This window comes from Tessaracoccus bendigoensis DSM 12906 (assembly GCF_900141915.1).
In the GTDB taxonomy this organism is placed as follows: Bacteria; Actinomycetota; Actinomycetes; order Propionibacteriales; family Propionibacteriaceae; genus Arachnia; species Arachnia bendigoensis.
The window spans coordinates 1-16450 of the sequence record NZ_FQZG01000021.1 but is presented as its reverse complement, the minus strand read 5'-3'; the positions used below and the strand labels follow the sequence as shown (position 1 = coordinate 16450).

Annotated in this window: 17 protein-coding genes; 9 read left to right on the top strand and 8 right to left on the bottom strand. The window is 66.7% G+C overall.

Annotated elements, in window-relative coordinates; all coding sequences use genetic code 11:
• Nucleotides 1-74: 74 nt before the first annotated feature.
• Nucleotides 75-1205 carry a L,D-transpeptidase family protein gene (locus BUC15_RS07100; RefSeq protein WP_073186840.1) on the bottom strand — a complete coding sequence of 377 codons (1131 nt, stop codon included), beginning with the start codon at nt 1203-1205 and terminating at the stop codon, nt 75-77.
• A gap of 3 nt (nt 1206-1208) precedes the next feature.
• On the bottom strand, nt 1209-1373 hold the full coding sequence (locus BUC15_RS19855) for a hypothetical protein (RefSeq protein ID WP_175558265.1): 165 nt from the start codon (nt 1371-1373) through the stop codon (nt 1209-1211).
• Nucleotides 1374-1957: 584 nt separating this feature from the next.
• Here BUC15_RS19855 and BUC15_RS07095 point away from each other — a divergent pair.
• The 4 genes from BUC15_RS07095 (at nt 1958) to BUC15_RS07080 (ending at nt 8178) form a co-directional block, all read left to right on the top strand.
• Complete coding sequence (locus tag BUC15_RS07095; protein WP_073186839.1) at nt 1958-4891, top strand: immunoglobulin-like domain-containing protein; 2934 nt, start codon at nt 1958-1960, stop codon at nt 4889-4891.
• A gap of 130 nt (nt 4892-5021) precedes the next feature.
• Nucleotides 5022-5657 carry a TetR/AcrR family transcriptional regulator gene (locus BUC15_RS07090; RefSeq protein WP_073186838.1) on the top strand — a complete coding sequence of 212 codons (636 nt, stop codon included), beginning with the start codon at nt 5022-5024 and terminating at the stop codon, nt 5655-5657.
• Entirely contained in the window at nt 5654-6538 is an 885-nt protein-coding gene (locus tag BUC15_RS07085; RefSeq protein WP_073186837.1) for an ABC transporter ATP-binding protein, read from the top strand. Before BUC15_RS07090 ends, BUC15_RS07085 begins: the two co-directional genes overlap by 4 nt.
• Entirely contained in the window at nt 6535-8178 is a 1644-nt protein-coding gene (locus BUC15_RS07080; RefSeq protein ID WP_073186836.1) for an ABC transporter permease subunit, read from the top strand. The genes BUC15_RS07085 and BUC15_RS07080 overlap by 4 nt, the downstream gene beginning before the upstream one ends.
• Here BUC15_RS07080 and BUC15_RS07075 read toward each other — a convergent pair.
• Entirely contained in the window at nt 8113-8691 is a 579-nt protein-coding gene (locus BUC15_RS07075; protein ID WP_073186835.1) for a hypothetical protein, read from the bottom strand. The two genes, BUC15_RS07080 and BUC15_RS07075, sit on opposite strands and share 66 nt — an antisense overlap.
• A 318-nt stretch (nt 8692-9009) precedes the next feature.
• Here BUC15_RS07075 and BUC15_RS07070 point away from each other — a divergent pair, with 318 nt between their 5' ends.
• Nucleotides 9010-9198 carry a phospholipase D-like domain-containing protein gene (locus BUC15_RS07070; protein ID WP_073186834.1) on the top strand — a complete coding sequence of 63 codons (189 nt, stop codon included), beginning with the start codon at nt 9010-9012 and terminating at the stop codon, nt 9196-9198.
• A gap of 208 nt (nt 9199-9406) precedes the next feature.
• On the opposite strand, the gene cysK is transcribed toward BUC15_RS07070, so the two are convergent.
• Complete coding sequence (cysK, locus tag BUC15_RS07065; protein WP_073186833.1) at nt 9407-10336, bottom strand: cysteine synthase A; 930 nt, start codon at nt 10334-10336, stop codon at nt 9407-9409.
• 108 nt (nt 10337-10444) lie between these two features.
• On the opposite strand from cysK, the gene guaA reads away from it, so the two are divergent.
• Nucleotides 10445-11995, top strand: coding sequence for a glutamine-hydrolyzing GMP synthase (gene guaA / locus BUC15_RS07060; protein ID WP_073186832.1), 1551 nt, complete (start codon nt 10445-10447; stop codon nt 11993-11995).
• A 57-nt stretch (nt 11996-12052) separates the two neighbouring features.
• Here guaA and BUC15_RS07055 read toward each other — a convergent pair whose 3' ends face one another.
• Genes BUC15_RS07055 through BUC15_RS07045 form a run of 3 tightly spaced genes read right to left on the bottom strand, consistent with a single transcriptional unit; the run spans nt 12053 to nt 13605 of the window.
• Nucleotides 12053-12307 carry a PspC domain-containing protein gene (locus BUC15_RS07055; RefSeq protein WP_073186831.1) on the bottom strand — a complete coding sequence of 85 codons (255 nt, stop codon included), beginning with the start codon at nt 12305-12307 and terminating at the stop codon, nt 12053-12055.
• Nucleotides 12308-12316: 9 nt separating this feature from the next.
• Nucleotides 12317-12508 (bottom strand): hypothetical protein, encoded by a 192-nt coding sequence (locus tag BUC15_RS07050; protein WP_073186830.1) that lies wholly within the window; start codon nt 12506-12508, stop codon nt 12317-12319.
• Entirely contained in the window at nt 12505-13605 is a 1101-nt protein-coding gene (locus BUC15_RS07045) for a PspC domain-containing protein (protein ID WP_073186829.1), read from the bottom strand. Before BUC15_RS07045 ends, BUC15_RS07050 begins: the two co-directional genes overlap by 4 nt.
• Before the next feature lie 114 nt (nt 13606-13719).
• On the opposite strand from BUC15_RS07045, the gene BUC15_RS07040 reads away from it, so the two are divergent.
• Both BUC15_RS07040 and BUC15_RS07035 read left to right on the top strand, forming a co-directional pair.
• Nucleotides 13720-14973 carry an ATP-binding protein gene (locus BUC15_RS07040; protein ID WP_073186828.1) on the top strand — a complete coding sequence of 418 codons (1254 nt, stop codon included), beginning with the start codon at nt 13720-13722 and terminating at the stop codon, nt 14971-14973.
• Complete coding sequence (locus tag BUC15_RS07035; RefSeq protein WP_073186827.1) at nt 14973-15635, top strand: response regulator; 663 nt, start codon at nt 14973-14975, stop codon at nt 15633-15635. Before BUC15_RS07040 ends, BUC15_RS07035 begins: the two co-directional genes overlap by 1 nt.
• Nucleotides 15636-15693: 58 nt before the next feature.
• Here BUC15_RS07035 and BUC15_RS07030 read toward each other — a convergent pair whose 3' ends face one another.
• Nucleotides 15694-15957, bottom strand: a complete 264-nt coding sequence (locus BUC15_RS07030; protein WP_073186826.1) for a GlsB/YeaQ/YmgE family stress response membrane protein — start codon at nt 15955-15957, stop codon at nt 15694-15696.
• 189 nt (nt 15958-16146) lie between these two features.
• Between BUC15_RS07030 and BUC15_RS07025 the strand changes: the two genes are divergently transcribed.
• Nucleotides 16147-16450: hypothetical protein (locus BUC15_RS07025; RefSeq protein ID WP_084189431.1), on the top strand; the 304-nt coding region annotated here is incomplete at its 3' end.

The window sequence follows — 16450 nt, the reverse complement described above, 5'->3', positions numbered from 1 at the left end:
TTGGCGGTGCCGTAGTGGACTGGATTGAGTCGAACCGGTTGGTTGCTAACTACTTGACCGTGATCGGGTTATCGCTACTTGATCGTGATCCGGTCACCGGCGGTGACGTTGCGGAGGAAGGTCTTCATGTTTTCGGCGGTCACCGAGACACATCCGGCGGTGGTTCCTTTGCCGTGGACGTGGAGGAAGATCGCTCCGCCCTTGCCTTGCACAGCGGGCCAGCGGTTGTAGTCGATGACCGCGGCGTAGGCGTACTGGCCTGGGAAGTCGACCAGACGCTCGGAGTCGCCCTTCTGGAACCCTCCCGAGCTGCCCTCGCGCCACTGGTTGTAGAAGGGCGACTGGGGGTCCAGCACCCAGTAGGAATCACTGGTGGGTCGCCGGTACGGCAGTGACGTGCCCGGGTCGGGAGCCAGCCCAAAACCCTCGGAGATCGTGAACGTTCCTTGCGGGGTGGTGCCGGTGGACTGCTTTCGCGACGATGCTGGCACTGCGCCGCCGTAGCCGATCCAGCCCGACGAGTCGGTGAACACGGTCTCGACGTCACAGGAGCCTGGGGCGGCGCGTTTCACCATCGTCACCACCGCACGGGTGCCGCTGGTCTTGACGACGGTGGCGGTCGTTTGGGCTGGCTGAAGATCCACCTTAATGCCCTCAACCGCCAGCTGACACGGCTTGGGCGGGGCGACGCTCGATGGGCCGAAGCGGACGATGTTGTTGAACACCCACGTCGACACTGTGGTGTACCCGGCAGAGGTGCGCGTAGCGACGCTCGTCCAGGCATAGCTGCGGCAGCCGTTGCTGCCGGTGGTTGTGGTGTCGCATTCGGTGCGCCAGCGTCGGCCGTCGGGGCCGGTCCAGGCGGCGGTGCCGCCGACACGGCCTCCAGCAGCCAATGGGTTGTTCGCCCAGGTTGCGCGTGGGGCCGGCAGGTAGGTGAGATTGTTGAACACCCAGCCCTGCTTGGTTTCGTACTGACCGGCCTTGGTGCGCGCGATCTGGGATGCCCAGATGTTCGTGCGGCACCGATACACCGACGACGAGTAGGGCTCGCAGCTGGTCGTCCACTGCCGACCATTCACAAAGTGCGTGCCCGGGGTGGTGTAGACGTCGACCCGCGCGGGTGGCGCGGCCACGGCCTGCGCAACTGGAACCACCGGCATGACGGTCAAGAGGATGGCCAAGGCGTATCGAAGTGGTTTCATCTCTCAGATCTCGTCGACGGCCCTCAGCGCGACGACGCACCACAAGTCGGTGCAGGCGTAGGCGCCGAAGGCGGTGTTGTACGAGCTGACGATCTCGATCGGTCGGAAGTTGTCAAGTCGAGTGAGACGTCTTGGGGCGTAGCCATTTGTGGGGTGGTGGCGCCTCATTGGATCCCGTCCTCTCGTCCTGGTCCCAGCTGGATCCGATCAGCCCGGGCATCTCACGCCAATCTGTCGGATAGGGGGTTGCCAGCTTCCTTTGCTCGTTACCAACCTTCTTCGCTCGATACCAGCGTTGTGGCTGGTTACCAGCGGTGTTTCGCTGGTGTCTGGCCATACCGCTGGTGTCGGGCACCGTCCGCGGGGGTTGCCAACGGTCTTCGCTCGATACCAGCGTTGTGGCTGGTTACCAGCGGTGTTTCGCTGGTGTCTGGCCATACCGCTGGTGTCGGGCACCGTCCGCGGGGGTTGCCAACGGTTTGCGCTCGTTACCAGCGCTGTGGCTCGTCACCAACCTTCTTCGCTCGATACCAGCGTTGTGGCTGGTTACCAGCGGTATTTCGCTGGTGTCGCGCCATACTGCTGGTGTCGACGTCATATCGCTGGTATCGAGCCGTGTGACGGCGGCAGGGTCTGGTGTCGACGCCGTGGCTGAGGTATCGTGCTCCCATCGTGATACCGGTAACACGATGGGATGCGGCTACGCTGCCGCCGCCTGATCCCCGACCGTGCCGCTCAAGGATGAGGAATACATGTCACAAGTACATCGCCGTGCGTTAGCGGCGACGATCGCCGCCGCCACGTTGGCGACCTTCGGAGCCGTCCAGCCGACGGCGGTCGCCGACGAGGCACCAGCCCCAACAGCCCACTACGACATGAGCCACACCGGCTCGACGCTCCTGGACGTGTCGGGCAATGCCCGCCATGCGTCGCTGACCGGGTTCACCGACGCCTCGTTCGTCGCAGCCGGGGCAGACGACGTGCTCCGGTTCCGGAACGACGGTTACGCCACCCTCCCGAAGGGGCTGGTGACCGGCACCGACAACGACTTCGCCGTCGAGTTCACCGTAACCACCCAGACCGCCGCCAACCAGTTCGGCTGGGTCATCGGCGACGGCGTTGGCGCCTGGAACACGACCGCGCTCGGCAACCACGTCTTCGTCAACCCCCGCACCGGCGAGAGTGCCTACTCCAACCAGGTGCTGTCGGGAATTCGGGTCAAGACCGGTACCGGCAATGGCGAGGTGCGCCTCCCCGCTGGCGGTGGCCTCAACCCGGGCATGACCACGTTGACCCTTGTCGGCGAGGGTAACCGGCTGACGCTCTACCGCGACGGTGCCCAGATCTCGACCAACACCCACACCTACTCGATGGCCTCGATCATCCCCGCAGGAGACCGCCTCGGCTACCTCGGACGCTCGCTCTACACGGGCGACGCGCTGCTTACGGGCGACGTCACGGACGTCAAATTCTGGGATCAGGCGCTCACCGCCGAACAGGTCGGCGCCGCCATGCCGACCGGGCAGGAGAAGGCGGCCGCCACCGAGGCGCTCGTCCGCCTCGACCTCGAGCCTCGGATGCTCGGAAGCAACCCCTCCCTCGATGAGGTGCGAACCGACCTCTCCTTCCCGGCAAGCATCTCGGGGATCGGTGTCACCTGGACCACGTCCAACCCGGCCGTTGTCTCCGCCACCGGCACCGTGTCGCGCCAGGCGGCCGACACCGCCGTCACGGTGACGGCCACCCTGAGCAACGGAACCGTCGTGCCCTTCGAGGTGGTCGTGAAGGCTTCAAGCGCCATCGACGACCTCGACTCGATCGCCCTGCTGTCGCGTACCACCGAGAATCTGCCGCTGATCACCGCCGGTGCGACCGGTGCCACCATCGTGTGGACCTCCTCCGATGAAATCCTGGTCACCGGCACCGATCCTGACTACGCCGCGCCAGCAGCAGGCGGCTCGGATCCGTTCCGCGGCGGCGGCATCATCACCCGACCGGCCTACGGCTCGGGCGATGCCCAGGTCAGCCTCACTGCCACCGCCACCCTCCACGGCGTCAGCGAGCAGCGCACGTTCGAGGTGACCATCGCCGAACAGGGTCGCAGCGCGCCGGACGCCGGCTACGCGGCCGCCTACTTCAAGTCTGATTCGGACGAGAAGATCTACCAGGCAGCCACCACCGGCAACGACTTCTTCACGTTCCAGTCGGTCAACGGCGGCCGCCCGGTCATCGCCTCGACGGTGGACGCCAAGGGTCTGCGCGACCCATACATCCTGCGCTCCGCGCAGGGCGACAAGTACTACATGGTCGCCACCGACCTGTGCATCGGGTGTGGCACCGGATGGGGCCCTGCACAGTCTGCCGGTTCCTTGAAGATCCATGTCTGGGAGTCGGCCGACCTCGTCAACTGGACCCGCACCAACGGCGAGGACGCAGGAATCACCGTCAACCAACCGGAGGCGGGCATGACCTGGGCTCCCGAGGTCTACTGGGACGACGACCTGCAGAGCTACGTCGTGTTCTTCTCGTCGCGCCTCTACTCGGACGCTTCGCACAGCAACAGCGACAACCTGTACGCACGGGTCTTCTACGTGTTGACCCGCGACTTCCGGACGTTCACCTATCCGCCTGTGAAGTGGCAGGACACCGGCTACGCGCGTATCGACTCGACCATCCAGAAGATCGGCGACTACTACTACCGCTTCACCAAGAACGAGGAGAGCGGCGCGGCAGGCATCCTCGAGGCGGGCAAGGACATCTTCCTTGAGCGCTCGAAGGTGCTCACCTCCGTCACGACTCAGTCCAATTGGAATGCCGACCCGGAGAGTACCTGGCAACTCACCGACACCCGGATGACCAGCCTCGAGACCGGCCAGTCCGGCGAGGGTCCGCAGATCGTCAAGCTAAATGAGGGTGACCCGAACAACGACGTCGGCAACGACGGGTACGTGTTCCTCGTGGACAACTATGCGGCCGGTGGCTATCGCGCATTCGTCACGAGCGGCGACGAGATCGCCTCCAGCAGCCAGGCCGACCGGCTCTCCAAGCGGGCCGACTGGAACGTCCGGCCGGTGGGAGGGCTCCCGAGTAGCCCGCGCCACGGCGCGTTCGTCAGTGTCTCGCAGGCGGTGCTCGACGCGATGCACTCCTGGACGGCGCTTTCGGCAGTCGACTCCTCCACGACCCTGTCCATCGACGGGCGCACGGCCACTGCGACGGTGATCGCCGAAGACGAAGGCGACGTCGTCGGCACCGTCACCTTCTCGGGCGGAGATTGGAGTGAAACCGTCGCCCTGGTGGACGGCGCGGCCAGCGTCGAGGTGCCCAGCGGGGTGGCCGACCTGGTCGCGAGCTACGACGGCTATTCCGACGGCCTGGTCTCGCCCTCAACCTCCGAGACGCTGAGCCTGCAGGTCGGATTCACGGCCCAGGTTGCGACCCGCTGCGTGGCAGGCAAGGTCGTCCAGGTCGTGACGGTGAAGGCCGAAAAGCCGCTGACCGGCGCAACCGTCACCTCCGCGTACGGCAGCAAGTCGCTCGGCGGCCTCGTCGAGGGGCGCAGCGGCAGCGCCGCGTTCAGCACCCGACTCGCCGCCATCCCGGCGGGCCAGGTTGGCGTCACCGCGACCGTTGGCGGGATAGATGTGACGGTCTCGGCTGGATCGCCCGCAGCGACCTGCGGATGATCTGTTGTAGTTCCTGACGACGAACGGGCGGCACCCACGCGGGCGCCGCCCGTTCGTCGCCTGCTGTGGTCCGCTGATCCCAGGCGACCCAGGGGTTATACGAACGTATGAAAGTTGATACGCTCGTATCATGACGGATGATCGGACGACCCCAGCGCGGCTGCGCGACGCTGCGATTGCCCTCGTGGCCGAGGGCGGGACCAAGGCGTTGACGGCGAGGGCGGTGGCGGAGCGCGCCGGATTGTCGCAAGGGCTCATCAGGCACCACTTCGGCTCGATGGCGGGGCTTCTCGGTGCCTGTGACGAGCACGTCGCCGCGGAGGTCCGCGCAGGCAAGAGCGAGGCGATCATCCAGTCGCCGGGATTCGATCCACTGGCTTCCCTCAAGGTCGAGGGCCGGGAATGGATAGTCGGCTACCTCGCCGCCCGGCTCACCGAGGACAGCGAGGGCATCGACGACCTCGTCGACGCCCTGATCGGCGACGCGGAGGAGTACCTGCGCGCCGGTGTCGAGGCCGGGATGCTCGCGCCGACGCGCGACGAGCGCCTGCGGGCGGCGATCCTCACGATCTTCTCGCTCGGCTCGGTGGCAATGCACCGGCACCTGACGCGCCACCTCGGCGTGGACCTTCGTTCGCCGGACTTCGCGTCGCAGCCGGGATACGCCGACTACGTGCGGATCCAGTTCGAGGCATTCGAGTCGCTCTTCACCCCGGCCGTGGTCGAACAGTACCGCGGCCTCTTCGCGTCCCTGGAGGAAGAATGAACCCCATCGTCGCCCGATCGCTGAGCAAGAACTACGGCCGGTTCCCGGCCCTGAAGGATCTCGACCTCGATGTGGCCCCCGGCGAGGTGTTCGGCTTCCTCGGACCAAACGGGGCAGGCAAGTCGACCACGATCCGGCTGCTGCTCGGAGAACTGAACCCGACGGCAGGCTCGGCCGCGGTCCTCGGGGCCGACCCGCGGCGAGTCGAGCATCGCCGTCGACTCGGCTACCTGCCAGCCGACCTGGCGCTCTGGCCTGCGATGACCGGTGCCCAGACCCTTGCGTTCCTCGCCAACCTGCGCGGTGGTCTCGGCAGGGGCGAGATTGAATCGCTTGCCGAGCGACTCGACGCGGACCTCACGAAACGGGTCGGTGAACTCTCAAGCGGAAACCGGCAGAAGATCGGGCTGATCTCCGCCTTCATGCACCGCCCCGATCTGCTGATCCTGGATGAGCCCAGTGCCGGGCTCGACCCGCTCGTCCAGCACGAGTTCTGGGCCATGATGAGGGAGGCGGCCGACGAGGGACGCAGCGTCTTCCTGTCCAGCCACACGCTCTCCGAGGTCGAACGGGTCGCCGACCGTGTCGGCATCATCCGCAGGGGTGAGTTGATCGCCGTAGAGGAGGTCGCCGCGCTGCGGCACAAGCGGATGCGCCACCTCGAACTCGAGGTCGACGGCGCAATCACCGCCGACGCGTTGGCAGCGGTCGACGGGGTCCGCGACCTGGTCGTCATGCCCGGGCGGGTGGAGTTGAACTTCGACGGCGACATGTCGGCCCTCCTCGCTGCCGTCGCCGCCGTGGCCACGCTGAGAGACATCCACACTTCCGAGGCCGAGTTGGAAGACATCTTCCTCACCTATTACCGGGATGAGTCGTGAGCGCGGCGATCCTCGCCCGCGGCCTAGCCGAGCACCGGCGGGGGATGCTGGTCACCGCCGGGTCGGTGGGCGCCATGCTGTTCCTCGGGCTGTACATGTATCAGGGCATCGACCTCAGCTTCTATGATGCGCTGCCCGAGGCGGTCCGGTCGTTGCTCGGGGTGCCACCCCACGCGGACGCTTCCGTGATGGCCTACAACGAGATGCTCGCCTCGATCGGTGCACTGGCGTTCACCGGGGTGGCGGTGGCCATGGGGGCAGGGTGCGTCGCCGCGGATGAGACGGCCGGGCGGGTCTCGCTGATCCTCTCCGCACCGGTCTCGCGGACGAGGCTGGCGCTGAGCAGGGCGGCAGCGCTGGTGCTCTCCCTCGTGGCGTCGGGGGTGTTGCTCTGGGGCATCGCGGAGGTTGCGCCGCTAATCCTCGGAATCGAAACCGGCGATGCCCACCTGCTTGCCCTCATGGTGCACCTGGTCGCGAACGCGCTGTTCCATGGTGCCCTGGCGTTCGCCGTCGCGACCGCAACCGGTCGGCGGTCGCTGGGCGCCGGTGTCGCGGCGACGGTGTTGGTGGGTGGGTGGCTTGCCAACGGGCTGCTCCCGATCTGGAAGCAGGGCGCGGCCGACTGGGTGCCCTGGCACTGGTTCAACGGGTCCCTGCCTCTGGTGGGTGGCCTCGACGCCCGCGACGTCGCGCTGCTGCTATGTGGGGCCTTGGCGTTCTTCGCACTCGGCGTGCTCGGCTTCGCCCGGCGGGAACTGCGCACCGCGGCCGTCGGCCCCGGTGTCGTCGATCGACTGCGGTCGATTCCCGGCGTCGGTGGGCTGTTGCGCCCGACGGGGCGGGGCGCGTCGCTCCTGGCGATCCGGGTTGCGGCCCAGAAGGTGCTGGTGAGCTATGTGACTCTGCTGCTGGCGCTTGGAATGGGGTTGGCGATGCCACCGATGTATGTCGGGTTGGCGGACGCGCTGGCCGATTTCGGCATGTCGTTTCCGCAGTCGATGGTCGACATGTTCGGCGGTGGCAACCTCGACACGGCAGCAGGCTTCCTACACCTTGAGACATTCGGCATGATCGCCCCGATCTGCATAATCCTCGTCGTTACGACTGCGGCCGCTTCCGGGATCGCGGGGGAGGAGCGGGCCGGCAGGATGTCGGTGCTGCTGGCCCAGCCGCTCTCGCGCGCCCGGGTCTACCTGACGGTGGCATTGACGGCAGCGCTCTACTCCGCCGTGGTCGCTGGCGCGCTGTTCCTGGGGGTTTGGGGTGGTGTGGCGCTGTCAGGCGTTGACGTGTCGGTAGTGAACCTTGCCTGGGCGTGTCTCCTGCTCCTGCTGCTCGGCTGGTTCTTCGGTGCCCTGGCGCTGCTGCTCTCGTCCGCCACCGGACGGCCATCGGTCGCGGTCTGGGGGACGACGGCCGTCGCGGTGGCCTCATACTTCGGCTACACGCTGCTTCTTGCTGCGGGTCGCACCGAGTGGGGGCTCTGGTCGCCGTTCGCGCCGTACCTGTACGGCCCGGCGCTGATGCAGGGGATCGAATGGTGGCAACCCGTCTGGCTCGGGGCGGGGACGCTAGCCCTGCTCCTGATCGGCCTGGCCCTCTGGCGCCATCGGGATCTGGCCCCGGTCCGTGGCTGAGGCCGCCTGCCGCGCCTCAATCTCGGTCTGCACCTCGGTTACCGGAACGGTCAACGCCCCGGAGTAGAAGTGGCGGGTCGTCCTCCCAGGGTGGGAGAGCACGATGACCTGCTGCTTGACCACGTCCTTCACCTCGACCACGGTTCCGGTCAGGGGCCAGGTCTCCGCAGGGTCGTCGAACGACTCCGGGAAATGGATGCCGGTATCTCCAACAGACAGCGGGTAGTTTCCCTGCATGGAGACGGTTCCTCCCTTGGCCCTGGCCAGCCCGCGGCGGTTGGTGTCTGCCCTGCGGAAGGTCATCACCGCGGCGCCGCTCAACACAATCAGCCCGGCCAGGAGCTGCCGCTGCAGTGGCTCCGTCCCGATCAGTACGACCAGACAGATGACCGCCAGCAAGGCGAGCAACCCGGTCATCGCGTAGCCCACCTGCATGACGCGCCGCAACTCGTCGTGAGTCTTCGTGGGGGTGGACTTCACCCAGTCGCGGTATTCGAACACCCGTTGTCCCATACGGCCAAGATTAGCGATCGCCAAAGGTGCGGCCTCCCGGGGCACCCTTCATGGTGGCGGAGCCGCTAACCTGGTCGATGCCTTCCTGGACCGTGGGGTTGTCTCCCCGCGGCGATTCAACCCGCGACTCATCGTCAACGACGGACGCGACACCATGCTCCGCGCGATCAGGTGCGAGCTCGCGCAAAGTGACAGCTTCGTCTTCTCCGTCGCTTTCATCACCCCTTGTGCGCTCGCTGCTCTGAAGCAGCCGTTGAGTGACTTCGGGGGCGAGCGCAGATCGTCACGTCGACCTACCTGGGTTTCAACTCGCCGCGCGTGTTCGAGGAACTCCTCAACCTGCCCGGGGTCGATGTCTGGCTGCTCGAGGACCCCGCTGAGGGTTTCCACGCGAAGGGGTATTTGTTCCGGCAGGCGGGTGGGGCCACGGCGATCGTCGGCAACTCGAACCTCCGGCGGCGACATAGACCATGCCTGACGGAGCGGGCGGCACGGTTCCGGTCGTGACGATGCGGCTGGAGTTCGAGACCCCGATCGAACGGGGCCTCTTCGACTATCTGACCGAGACTCCCGGGTTGGGTGGGCCGATGCCGGGAGCGACTGATGTGTCATGGGAGCAGCCGGGGCTCCCCGTTGAGGCAATCGGACAGGAAGGGCCCGAACGCGGCAGCGGCGGCCCAGGACTCCGGGCCGCCGCTGACACGAACTCACACCGTCAGGCGTCGAGGAGGCCCTCGAACAGGACGGTCGACAGGTAACGCTCACCGAAGTCGGGGACGACCACCACGATGGTCTTCCCGGCGTTCTCCGGGCGTGCCGCGACCTCGGCGGCAGCCGAGAGGGCGGCACCGGAGGAGATCCCGACAAGCAGGCCCTCGTCGGTGGCGGCCTTGCGGGCGAACTCGATCGATTGGTCGATGTTGCGGGGGAGCACCTCGTCGATCACGCTGCGGTCGAGGATCTCCGGAATGAAGTTGGCGCCAAGGCCCTGGATCTTGTGTGGGCCGGGCTGCCCGCCGCTCAGCAGGGGTGACTCGGCAGGCTCGACGGCGACGATCCGCACCTCGGGCTTGCGCTCCTTCAGAACCTGGCCGACACCGGAGACGGTGCCTCCGGTGCCGACGCCGGCGACGACGATGTCGACCTGGCCGTCGGTGTCGTTCCAGATCTCCTCCGCGGTGGTGCGACGGTGGATCTCGACGTTGGCCTGGTTGGCGAACTGGCGGGCGAGGATGCCGCCGCGCTCTTCGGCGATCTCCTTGGCACGCTCGACCGCCCCACGCATTCCGCCGGGGCCCGGGGTCAGGACCAGTTCGGCGCCGAAGGCACGCAGCAGTGCACGCCGCTCCAACGACATGGTCTCGGGCATTGTCAGCACGACCTTGTAGCCGCGGGCGGCGCCGACCATGGCCAGCGCGATGCCGGTGTTGCCGGAGGTGCCCTCGACGATGGTGCCACCCGGCTTCAACTCGCCGGAGGCCTCAGCAGCATCGATGATGGCGACGCCAAGGCGGTCCTTCACCGAGTTCGCGGGGTTGTAGAACTCGAGCTTGGCGGCGACGGTGGCGTTGTCTCCGGCGATGCGGTTCAGCTTGACGAGAGGAGTGCGACCGATCAGGGCAGTCACGTCTGGGAAAATGCTCATGTCAGCGGCAACCACGCCTCAGCGGGGCTTATTCCCGGTTGCCCGGACTTTTTATGCACGGTCACGCCCGCATGTGGTCTTTTGCGGCGAAATCAATAGACTCCTCGCATGACTGCCCATCAGACGGTTCTCGTCGTCGACTTCGGTGCCCAGTACGCGCAGCTGATCGCCCGCCGCGTGCGTGAGGCTTCTGTCTACTCTGAGATCGTCACTTCGAAGATGCCTATCGCGGAGATGCTGGCCAAGGAGCCCGCCGCCATCATCCTCTCAGGCGGCCCCTCTTCTGTGTACGAGGAAGGTGCGCCTCAGCTCGATCCGGCACTGTTCACGGCCGGGGTGCCGGTGCTCGGAATCTGCTACGGCTTCCAGGTGATGGCACAGTCGCTCGGGGGCACCGTCAACAAGACGGGTAAGCGGGAGTTCGGCCGCACGTCGCTTTCGATCAACGACGGTGGCGCGCTGCTGGCCAGCATGCCCAACACCTTGAACGTCTGGATGAGCCACGGCGACGCCGTCTGCCGAGCCCCAAAGGGATTCCAGGTTCTCGGGCGGACCGCGGGGGCACCGGTCGCCGCGTTCGAGGACCGGAACCGCAAGCTGGCCGGTGTGCAGTGGCACCCCGAGGTGCTTCACACGCAGTGGGGCCAGCAGGTCATCGAGCAGTTCCTGTTCGACATCGCGGGACTGGCCCCGAGCTGGACGCCGGAGAACATGGTCACGGAGGCCATCGACGCGATCCGGGCAAAGGTGGGCGACCGTCGGGTCCTCTGCGCCCTTTCCGGAGGTGTCGACTCGGCAGTCGCCGCGGCGCTCGTGCAACAGGCCATCGGCCCCCAGCTCACCTGCGTGTTCGTCGACCATGGGCTACTCCGCCAAGGTGAGGCCGAGCAGGTTCGCGACGACTTCGTGCGCATCACCGGTGTCGACCTCGTCGTCGCCGATGAGACCGAGCGGTTCCTCACCGCGCTCAAGGGCGTGAGCGACCCGGAGGAGAAGCGCAAGATCATCGGCCGCGAGTTCATCCGCACATTCGAGGCGACGGCGCGGGACCTTGCGGGGGATCGTGGCATCGATTTCCTGGTCCAGGGCACCCTCTACCCGGACGTCGTCGAATCCGGCGGGGGTGAGGGGGCAGCCAACATCAAGAGCCACCACAACGTGGGCGGGCTGCCAGACGACCTGCAGTTCACGCTGATCGAGCCGCTGCGCCACATGTTCAAGGACGAGGTCCGGGCCGTGGGCCTGCAACTCGGCCTTCCCGAGGAGATGGTGTGGCGCCACCCGTTCCCCGGCCCAGGCCTGGCGATCCGCATTGTCGGCGAGGTCACGGCCGACCGGCTGGACACGTTGCGCCGCGCCGACGCGATCGCACGCCACGAGCTGACGGCCGCCCGCCTCGACCGCGAGATCTGGCAGTTCCCGGTGGTCCTGCTCGCAGATGTCCGCTCTGTCGGAGTGCAGGGCGACGGACGCACCTACGGGCACCCGATCGTGCTTCGGCCGGTCACCTCCGACGACGCCATGACGGCCGACTGGGCCCGCCTGCCCTACGAGGTGCTTGAGAAGATCTCCAACCGGATCACGAACGAGGTCCCGGAGATCAACCGGGTGACCGTGGACATCACGAGCAAGCCGCCGGGCACCATCGAGTGGGAGTGATCGGCGTTCGGCCCCCGCGAGGACTGTTCCTCGCGGGGGCCGAATCGTTTACCGGGATCAGTGGCCGTCGCCGCCCTTTCGGCCGTCGTACCAATCGCGTGCCTTGTGCAGGCCCTCCTCGGCGAGTGTCGAGTCCTCCCCCTCCTTGGGGATCACGATCCAGAGGATGCCGTAGATGAGGAGGCCACCGCCAGCGAAGAGGGAGATGAGGACGAACGCGATCCTGATGATGGTGGGATCGAGCTTAAGGTATGCGGCGATGCCTGCGGCGACGCCGCCGATCATGCCGTTGCGGCTGCGGGACAGTTTCATGACAGTTCCTTATCTGTTCTTCTTCTTGGATTTTCGGCCGGTGGTCAGTATGAGTCCGATCGTGCCTGCTGCGGCCAAGGCCAGGGCAAGGGTCGGTTGGATCAAGGGTTGGGGGATGAGCGGCGCGAACAGCAGTACCACGCCGAACCCGATGGTGGCCAGCCCCAACGAGATGGTAGCCACGTCGACAGGAGGTTTCACGAGGCGGCCTCCTCAATCGTGACGTCAGAGGCGGTGGCGTCGATCGTGAGGCGCACGCCGGGCCAGATGCGATCGCCGGTGAGGCCGCTCTCGACGTGGCTGAACCGTTGGGTGGTCGTGATGCCGCCTTCGGGGGTTCCAGGGACGATGATCTCCACGCTCGCCGCCACCGCGATCACCTCTATGTGGTCGACATCCGCCAGGCCCGTCAGGTCGATCTTCGTGTCGGTCGCCACAGCCCGCACGACATGGGCCCCGTCGGTCGGCTCCTCTGCGAGGGGGGCGCTGCTGCTGAGCCAGCCGGATGCCACCAGGGCGACGACACAAACCGCCAGGAATGGACGGGGGACACGCCTAGTCCGTGACACCGCGGCGAAGATGGTCAGCGCGACGCCCAGCACGATGCAGGCGATGGCCACGGATACCGGGGTGGTCAACCCCAGTACCAGAGCGCACAGCACGCTGACGGCAGAGGCTCCGCCGAGGAACAGCGTGCCCATCAGCCACGCACTCCGCGGGCGGGGCGCGGCGACAGCCGGTGGCCTCGTCTGAGGCAGGAGGGGAAGATCGGTAGGCAGGAACGGGGCCGCGTCGTTCGTCCCGGCCGCGAAGGACATCCTGCGTCGCCAGTCGTCGATCAGCTCGTCCTGGTCGGCGGATTCGGGCAGCGTCGACACGTCGGCGCCTGAGTGGCCCCGGTTGCGCCTCAGCAACAAGGCCAGGAGCCCGACCGCCAGGAGGGCCATCCCCCAGGGCAGCGACGTGACGCTGCCGACGGTAGCGACCACGGCTATGGAGGTGGCGATGATCAGGGCCAGTTGCCCGCCCGTCGACCACGAGCGGAACGAGTCGATCAGCGAGTCGATCGGGCGGGTTCCTCTGGGGCCGATGGTGAGCAGTGTGCCCCAGCAGTAGAGGGCCACTCCCAAACCGGCGCAGAAGGTCAGCACCACGAATGCGACCCGGACGATGACGACATCGACACCCAGTTGTGCCGCGATCGCCCTGCTCAGCCCCGAACCAAGCCCGGACGCGTTGCGGCGGCGCACCGGGGCGAGGCTCTCGGTGAGCCAGTTCCTGTCCAGGTCGCGTGCCATGCCATCAAGTTTGGCGGCGCGCGGCGCCGCGGACCATCAGGATGGTCCCTGAAGCACCCCTGGTGTTGCTGGCCATGGCTGGTCAGTGTCGGATGGTCGTGTCAGGCTTGGAGCATGGGTCAGTTGCCGGTGGGTACAGAGGTGCACGTGCGCGTGCCCCTTCGGCGACCCACCCAGGGGCGCATGATCGCCGGGGTCTCGGGTGCCCTGGCCCGTCACCTCGAAATCAGCCCTGGCCTGATCCGGATGGCATTTGTCATCGCGGCACTCTTCTCAGGTATCGGCATCCTCGCCTACGGGGCACTCTGGGTGCTCGTCCCGCGTGAAACGGCCGACAACGTCGAGGCCCCTGGGTTGGAGACTGCCACCCGGCGCGGCATGAGGCCGACCACCCAGTCGTTCGGAAGGCCAGACGACGGCGTTCTCATCTCCGGCGGCCTTCTCCTGGTCGGCCTGCTCTGGCTGTTCGTTTCGGGCGGCACCATCCCCACCGGTGTCTTCTGGCCGGCGGTGATCGGTGGGGCCGGGGTGATCATCATCTGGCTGCAGGTGGATGAGGGCACCGGCTCCGGCCCGGCGGCCAGCGCCGGCATCTGGCAGCGGATCACGCGCGGCGGGGGCGCGATGAGTGTGCTCCGGCTGGTGGGCGGCCTCGTCCTCGTCGTCACCGGCACCAGCCTCATCCTCGCCACGCAGGTTGGGATCACGCAGTTGCCGGTCGTGCTGGGCGCGTCGGCCGTGCTCATAGCGGGGCTGCTCGTCGTCACGGCCCCCTGGCTCTACCAACAGAGGGCAAGGATCCGTCGCGCGGAGGCCGATCGGCTCCGGGCGGAGGCGAGGGCCGACATGGCGGCTCACCTGCACGACTCCGTGCTCCAGACCCTTGCCCTGATCCAGCGTCAGGCCGACGATTCGGCCACTGTCGCGACCCTCGCCCGCAGGCAGGAGCGTGAGTTGCGCACGTGGCTCTACGGTGAGACCACCAGAGCTGCATCGCTGCGGTCCGCGCTCCGGGAGGTCGCCAGCGACGTCGAAGCCCGTTTCGAGGTCGAAGTCGAGGTCGTCTGCGTGGGCGACGCGCAGGTCGACGACGCCTTGCAGGCGCTGATCCAGGCCACAGGTGAGGCGATCACGAACGCGGCCAAGCACTCCGGCGCGTCCAGGATCGACGTGTTCGCAGAGGCGGAGGACGGCCACATCGAGGTGTTCGTGCGTGACCGAGGGAAGGGGTTCGACCCCGCGGCTGTTCCCGATGGGCGGATGGGCGTGAGAGAATCGATCACGGCCCGGATGGAGCGACACGGGGGGCGCGCGACGATCCGATCCGAGCCGGGTACCGGCACCGAGGTGAGATTGGAGATCGGCTGATGAGTGAGGATGCCCTCGACCTGGCGACGCTGCGCGTCGTGATCGTTGACGACCACGCGATGTTCCGGGCGGGTGTCCGGCACGAGATCGGCCAGCACTGCACGGTCGTCGGCGAGGGCGAGGACGTGGCCAGCGCCGTGGCCGCCATCGTAGAGACCGAACCAGACGTCGTCCTGCTCGACGTGCACCTCCCCGGCGGTGGGGGAGCCGAGGTGATCAAACAGGTGCTCCGGGTGAAGCCCGATGTGAAGTTCCTTGCGCTCTCCGTCTCGGACGCGGCACAAGACGTGATCGGGGTGATCAGGGCAGGAGCGCGAGGATACGTGACCAAGTCCATCAGTTCGGAGGAACTGGTTGAGGGCATGGCCCGTGTGGCAGGTGGCGACGCCGTTTTCTCTCCCCGTCTCGCGGGGTTCGTGCTCGACGCTTTCTCCGGCTCGGTCGACGTGTCTTCCATAGACGAGGATCTGGACAAACTGAGCGCCCGCGAGCGTGAGGTGCTCAAGCTGATCGCCCGCGGCTACTCCTACAAGGAGGTCGCGAAGGAGCTGTTCATCTCGATCAAGACCGTCGAGACCCACGTCTCAAGCGTGCTTCGCAAGTTGCAGTTGTCGAACCGGCATCAACTGACCAAGTGGGCCACCGACCGGCACCTCGTCTGACGGCGTGGCAAACGGCACCCACCTGAGGTGGGCGCCGTTCTGGGGCCTGTGGAGGCTGTCAGGCCTTCTTCTTGTTTACGAGCCCGTAGACGAAGAGGACCAGCAGCGCACCGGCGACCGAGAAGATCAGCCCCTTGATGGAGAAGATGGCTCCGTAGCTGACGCCCAACAGTGCGCCGCCGAGGAAGCCGCCCACCAGCGCGCCGACGATGCCGAGCAGCATCGTCTTGAACCAGCCGCCGCCCTGCTCACCCGGCATGATGGCCTTGGCGATGGCGCCTCCGAGGAGGCCGATGACGATGTAACCGATGATTGTTCCCATGGCATCAACTGTGCCGCGCGATCTGGGCGAAGTAAACATGGGCGTGCACGTAAAGAACCCTGGTCTGACGGGCGGCGATGCTCAGGGCATACCCCGATCGGACCATCCGGCCCCGCCAAACAACTTCAACTGTGCACCGCCGGTGGGCGCAGGCTGCACCAGCTGGCCGACGCACGGTAGCGTATGGGCATGGATTTCGTGATAAACCTCCTTGTCCTTCTGCATTTGGTCGGGTTCGCGGCGCTGTTCGGCGGTGCGTTCGTCCAGATGAAGGGCCCAACCCGTGTCATCAACCCAGCCATCTTCCACGGCGCCCTCACACAGTTCGTCACCGGCTTGCTGCTGGTCGGCCTTCGGGAGATGGGCGGCGGAGACCTGAACCACATCAAGATCGCGGTCAAACTTGTCGTCCTGATTGTCATCTTCGTCCTGGTCATGGTCAACCGGAAGAAGGGCAACGTGGCGCCCGGCCAGTTCTGGGGCATCTTCGGCC

Excerpts from the sequence above, each read along its gene's own strand:
- BUC15_RS07100 (WP_073186840.1), bottom strand. The coding sequence starts at position 1,205 with ATGAAACCACTTCGATACGCCTTGGCCATCCTCTTGACCGTCATGCCG.
- BUC15_RS19855 (WP_175558265.1), bottom strand. The coding sequence starts at position 1,373 with ATGAGGCGCCACCACCCCACAAATGGCTACGCCCCAAGACGTCTCACT.
- BUC15_RS07095 (WP_073186839.1), top strand. The coding sequence starts at position 1,958 with ATGTCACAAGTACATCGCCGTGCGTTAGCGGCGACGATCGCCGCCGCC.
- BUC15_RS07090 (WP_073186838.1), top strand. The coding sequence starts at position 5,022 with ATGACGGATGATCGGACGACCCCAGCGCGGCTGCGCGACGCTGCGATT.
- BUC15_RS07085 (WP_073186837.1), top strand. The coding sequence starts at position 5,654 with ATGAACCCCATCGTCGCCCGATCGCTGAGCAAGAACTACGGCCGGTTC.
- BUC15_RS07075 (WP_073186835.1), bottom strand. The coding sequence starts at position 8,691 with ATGGGACAACGGGTGTTCGAATACCGCGACTGGGTGAAGTCCACCCCC.
- cysK (WP_073186833.1), bottom strand. The coding sequence starts at position 10,336 with ATGAGCATTTTCCCAGACGTGACTGCCCTGATCGGTCGCACTCCTCTC.
- guaA (WP_073186832.1), top strand. The coding sequence starts at position 10,445 with ATGACTGCCCATCAGACGGTTCTCGTCGTCGACTTCGGTGCCCAGTAC.
- BUC15_RS07055 (WP_073186831.1), bottom strand. The coding sequence starts at position 12,307 with ATGAAACTGTCCCGCAGCCGCAACGGCATGATCGGCGGCGTCGCCGCA.
- BUC15_RS07045 (WP_073186829.1), bottom strand. The coding sequence starts at position 13,605 with ATGGCACGCGACCTGGACAGGAACTGGCTCACCGAGAGCCTCGCCCCG.
- BUC15_RS07040 (WP_073186828.1), top strand. The coding sequence starts at position 13,720 with ATGGGTCAGTTGCCGGTGGGTACAGAGGTGCACGTGCGCGTGCCCCTT.
- BUC15_RS07035 (WP_073186827.1), top strand. The coding sequence starts at position 14,973 with ATGAGTGAGGATGCCCTCGACCTGGCGACGCTGCGCGTCGTGATCGTT.
- BUC15_RS07030 (WP_073186826.1), bottom strand. The coding sequence starts at position 15,957 with ATGGGAACAATCATCGGTTACATCGTCATCGGCCTCCTCGGAGGCGCC.